At 68.4% G+C, this 4,736-nt stretch carries 4 protein-coding genes; 3 read left to right on the top strand and 1 reads right to left on the bottom strand.

Annotation, left to right across the window (positions count from 1 at the left end; genetic code table 11):
* The 3 genes from B2869_RS18795 to B2869_RS13855 form a co-directional block, all read left to right on the top strand.
* The coding region (locus B2869_RS18795; RefSeq protein WP_414683275.1) for a helicase-related protein at positions 1–2,560 on the top strand (2,560 nt) is incomplete at its 5' end.
* Positions 2,496–2,864 carry a hypothetical protein gene (locus tag B2869_RS13860; RefSeq protein WP_292767743.1) on the top strand — a complete coding sequence of 123 codons (369 nt, stop codon included), beginning with the start codon at positions 2,496–2,498 and terminating at the stop codon, positions 2,862–2,864. The genes B2869_RS18795 and B2869_RS13860, both read left to right, overlap by 65 nt.
* A 547-nt stretch (positions 2,865–3,411) precedes the next feature.
* Complete coding sequence (locus tag B2869_RS13855; RefSeq protein WP_206474113.1) at positions 3,412–3,591, top strand: hypothetical protein; 180 nt, start codon at positions 3,412–3,414, stop codon at positions 3,589–3,591.
* Between the two features lie 15 nt (positions 3,592–3,606).
* Here B2869_RS13855 and B2869_RS13850 read toward each other — a convergent pair.
* The coding region (locus B2869_RS13850) for a recombinase family protein (protein ID WP_292767737.1) at positions 3,607–4,736 on the bottom strand (1,130 nt) is incomplete at its 5' end.

Here is a 4,736-nt window from a genome sequence, read left to right as displayed (position 1 = left end):
CTTGCTCGTCTATGACGAGGTGGAAGACGTCGGCGGGAAGATCCGCCGCGTCCTGAACCCGATCGAGACGACGGCCGCGCAGGAGAAGGCCGACCTGATCCAAGAGCGGTTCGGCGAGTGGGTATGGGAAGACCCGGCCCGCGCCGCGGCGCTGGTCGAAGAGTACAACCGGCGCTTCAACTCCATCGTCCTCCGTGACTACAGCGATGCGGGCGACTACCTCTCGCTGCCCGGCATGGCGGCAAGCTTCGAGCCGCGCCCGCACCAGCGGGCCGCGGTCGCCCGCATGATCGCCGAGCCCTCGGCCGGTCTGTTCCATGAGGTCGGTGCCGGCAAGACGGCCGAGATGGTGATGGGCGCGATGGAGATGCGCCGCATGGGCCTGATCGCCAAGCCCGTCGTCGTCGTGCCGAATCACATGCTCGAGCAGGTCGGCCGGGAGTGGTCGCAGATCTACCCGCAGGCCCGCATCCTCGCCGTCTCCAGCGGTGACCTGACTGCGGACAAGCGCCGCACCTTCGTCGCCCGCGCCGCAGCGAACGAGTGGGATGCCGTGATCTTGACGCAGGGCGCGTTCGCGAAGATCCCGCTGCGCACCGAGACCCAGCAGGCATACATCCGCTCGCAGGTCGATGACGTCAAGGAAGTGCTCGACCAGGCCGAGGGCGAGGACCGGATGAGCGTCAAGCGCATCCAGCGCAAGCTCCTGGCCCTGGAGAACAAGCTCAAAGAACGCACCGACACCTCCCGCGACGTCGGTGTCTGCTTCGAGGACACCGGCATCGACTACGTGATCGTCGACGAGATGCACATGTACAAGAACCTCGCCACAGAGTCCAACATCCGCGACGCCTCGATCGAGGGCTCCGACCGGGCGACCGACCTGCACATGAAGCTCGAGTACCTGCGCTCACAGGGCCGGGAGCGAGTCGTCACCGGCGCGACCGCGACCCCGATCTCCAACTCGATCACCGAGGCATACGTCATGCAGCGTTACCTGCGCCCAGACCTACTCGACGCGGCCGGAATCGGTGCGTTTGACGCTTGGGCGGCGACGTTCGGGCAGACCGTCACGCAGATGGAGATGGCCCCGACCGGAAACAACACGTTCCGCATGAAGACCCGCTTCGCGAAGTTTTCGAACGTGCCGGAGATGCTCAAGATGTGGTCGATCTTCGCCGACGTGAAGACCGCCGAAGACCTGCAACTGCCGACCCCGGACCTCGTTGCCCGCGACGACGGGCAGCGGGTGCCGGCGACCGTGCCGGTACAGCCGACCGTGGAGCTCGAACGGTTCATCGAGCACCTGGGGGCGCGGGCGGAGAACCTCGCCGCGAAGGCGGTTCCGCCCACCGAGGACAACATGCTCAACGTGTCCACCGATGGGCGGAAGGCCGCGCTGGACATTCGCATGATCGTCCCGAACCGGCCCTCCGGCCCGACGAAGATCGACGCGGCCGCGGACGCGATCCACCGGGTATGGGAGCGCACGCGCGACAACGAGTACCTCGACGTCATCACTGGGCAGCCCTCGCCGGTACGCGGGGCGTTGCAGCTGGTGTTCTCCGACATCGGGACGCCGAACCCCGATCGCTGGAACGCCTACGACGAGTTGCACGCCCAGCTCGTGATGCGCGGGATGCCGGGCGAGGCGATCCGGTTCATGCACGTGGCCAAGACCGACACGGACAAGGGGCGGCTGTTTGCCGCCGCGCGCGCTGGGCACATCGCCGTGCTGCTCGGCTCCACGGAGAAGATGGGCGTCGGCACCAACGTCCAGGCCCGCGCCGTCGCGCTTTACCACCTGGACTGCCCGTGGCGTCCCTCGGACATCGCCCAGCGCGAGGGCCGGATCATGCGGCAGGGCAACCAGAACGCGGAGGTCGCCATCGTCCGGTTCGTGACGGAGCGCTCCTTCGACTCCTACATGTGGCAGGGCGTCGAGCGGAAGGCGACGTTCATCGCCCAGCTCATGCGTGGCCGGCTCGACACCCGCGAGATCGAGGAGATCGACTCCTCGGCTCTGTCCGCCGCGGAAGCGAAGGCGATCAGCTCCGGCAACCCCCTGCTGCTGGAGCACTCCACGATCGAGAACGAGGTCACCAGGCTCCGTCGGCTGGAACGTGCCTATCACCGTAACGAGTCGATGCTGATCCACAGCCGCGACCGCGCCCGCGGCGACGCACGCCGCGCCGGNNACCCGCATCCGAGAGACCTCCGGCGAGAACTTCCGTATCGAGCTGCGCGGCACGCACTACGACTCGCGGGTCGATGCCGCGCACGCGCTCGCCCGGTGGGCGCACGACTCGGACCTGAAGTGGGCGCCGAAGTACGCGACCCGCGACTACGGCGTCATCGGGCGCATCAGCGGATTCGACATCCACCTGAGCACGCTGCCGATGCTCGGCGATCTGCTCATGGAGGTCACGCTCGACGGCGTGCCCCGCAGCGGCTTCACGATCTCCCGCGGCATCTTCCTCGAGGGTGGTGTCGGCGTGATTCAGCGCATCGAGAACCGCGTCTCGGGCATCCCCACCCTGCTCGGGCACGCCCGCGATGACCTCGCCGTCGCCGAGCAGACCATCGCCGAGACCGAGGAACGCATCGGTCAACCGTTCCGGTACGTGCGCGCCCTGGCCGAGTCGGAGGCGGACCTGGCCCGTGTCGAGGCGCAGCTCGCCGCGATGCAGGACGGCGGCGACCTGCCGCCTGCCGTCGAGGAGGCCCGGATCACTGTGGAGTCCGTCCGAGCGCACCGTCCCGCGCTCGGTGTGCGAGCCGACCCCGACCGCACTGTGGCCGACCTCGCCGTCGCCGAGCGTTCGACGGCGCCGCTGCGCGAAGGACCGCAGTTCGGCCTCTGAGGTCGAGTCTCAGAACAGGGTCGGCGCGTCAGGGCCAGCGGCGGGGGGGCGTGTCCCGCCNNAGACGACGGCGCCAGCCGCCGCGCCGCGGGCGCCTGCTCGGCCTGGGGCATGAGGCGGCTCGCCAGGACGACCTTGACGTCGCTCCACAGGTCCGGGCGGTCCAGGTGCGCGTCCTTCTGGCAGTCGCAGGCCAGGTCGCTCAGGAACCGCTCACGGCGGGCAGGCGTCGACATCTGCTCGTCGTAGAAGCCGTGAATGTCGTAGTGCGCGATGAACCCGAAGTAGCCGTGCGTGGAGAGCCCCAGATACAGCGGGCGCGTGAACCGTTCACGGGGGAAGTCGTCGGCGATGAAGCGCAGCAGGGAGTTCACGAACCGCGCCTTGCGCTCCGGCGTGCCCGAGTCCCAGCCCGAGTCGACGAACTGCTCCGGCCGATATCGAGGGGTCGCCATGATGATGCTCCGCTTTTTCGCCGCGGGCAGGCGCCCGCACCACGAAGGTGCGCGCCGCCGTGGGGTCGGGGCGATGCGCGTACCTGTGCATCATGGGCAGCACAAGCGCAGAGCACGCCACCCGCGGCGATCTCGCGAAGCACGCGCTCCCGCCCAACTTCGATGTGGTGGCCTGGACGCGAGAGGCATGCGAGGCGTCAGGGGTGCCGTTCGCCGTCGAAGACCCGGTGGCGTTGGGCCGGCTTCGCGCGCTCATGGAGCATCCGGCCTGACCCAGCATCCTCCCGTTATGCCTTGAAGGTGAGCTGCACCCGCTCGGGCCGGAAGCGCGAACCACCGTTCGCGTAGGGCTGCACGACGAGGCTGTCGATCAGCGCGGTCAGGATCGCGCGCTTCTGCGGCACAGTCCACTCGTGCTCCCAAGCGTGCCGCAGAGCCTCCTCATCGCCGATAGGGAGCCCTTTGAGGGCCGACCCGCGGTTTACCCTGCCGAGGGCCAGTTCCGCGTCGTGAACGGCGCTCTGGGCGGCGACGCGACCGGCGTGGTACTCGCTGCGAGTCAGCATGCCCGCCCCGTAGTCGCGGGCGAGATCTTCCATCCGCTCGCGCGCGGCCATGATCCGTCCCATCGCTTCCGCGACTGCCCCGCCTGTCTCGGAAGTGTCGGCCGGAAGGGTGGTCACGACCAGGCGTGCGATCACGGCTTCTCTGACAACAGCCTCGAGGCCGGATGCACTGACCGACAGACCGCCTCTCTCGGGATGTCCTGGTACTGGCATGCAGCGGTAGTAGTTCCGCTTCGCATCGGATGGCCCGTGCTTGGCCTTGCCCGCGACGAGCCCGGAGCCGCACTTGCCGCACGTCGCGATCGCCGACAGCAGATTGATCGAAGATGCTCCAACCCGGCGGTCGGGGTTGGAAAGCATGGCCCTGATGCGGGTTGTCTCTTCCGGCGTGATGATCGCCGGCCAGTTTCCCAGTCCGAGGATCTCTCGCCCGTTCGGGCCATCACCGCGCCGTCGCGTCGGCTCGTACGCTCGCTGCCCGCTGATCCGGGCGGAGACCAAGATGGACTTCACGGTGGTCGCGTGCCAGACGCCGAGCGTCTTCCCGGTCTTCGCCTGCGGTGCGGGGAACCCGGACTCATCGTTCAGCCACGCGGTGATCGAGCGCAGGGACTGGCCGGCGAGGAACCTGTCCGCCATCTCACGGACGACGGCGGCCTGCTCGGGGATGAGGACGCCGCCGGTGCCGTATCCGAACTTTGCTGCGCCGTGCCAGTCGCCACGTTCGGCCTTCTGCCGGTTCGCGCGGCGAATGCGGTCAGCCTTGTGTCCGGACTCGTAGGCCGCCATCGCGACGAGTTGTCGGGCCATCAGCCGACCCTCGTGGGTGTTCAAGTCGAACGCACCGCCCA

The sequence above is a fragment of the Microbacterium sp. UBA3486 genome (assembly GCF_002377845.1).
GTDB lineage: Bacteria > Actinomycetota > Actinomycetes > Actinomycetales > Microbacteriaceae > Microbacterium > Microbacterium maritypicum_A.
This window is presented reverse-complemented; position numbering and strand designations above follow the sequence as displayed.

Excerpts from the sequence above, each read along its gene's own strand:
- B2869_RS13855 (WP_206474113.1), top strand. The coding sequence starts at position 3,412 with ATGGGCAGCACAAGCGCAGAGCACGCCACCCGCGGCGATCTCGCGAAG.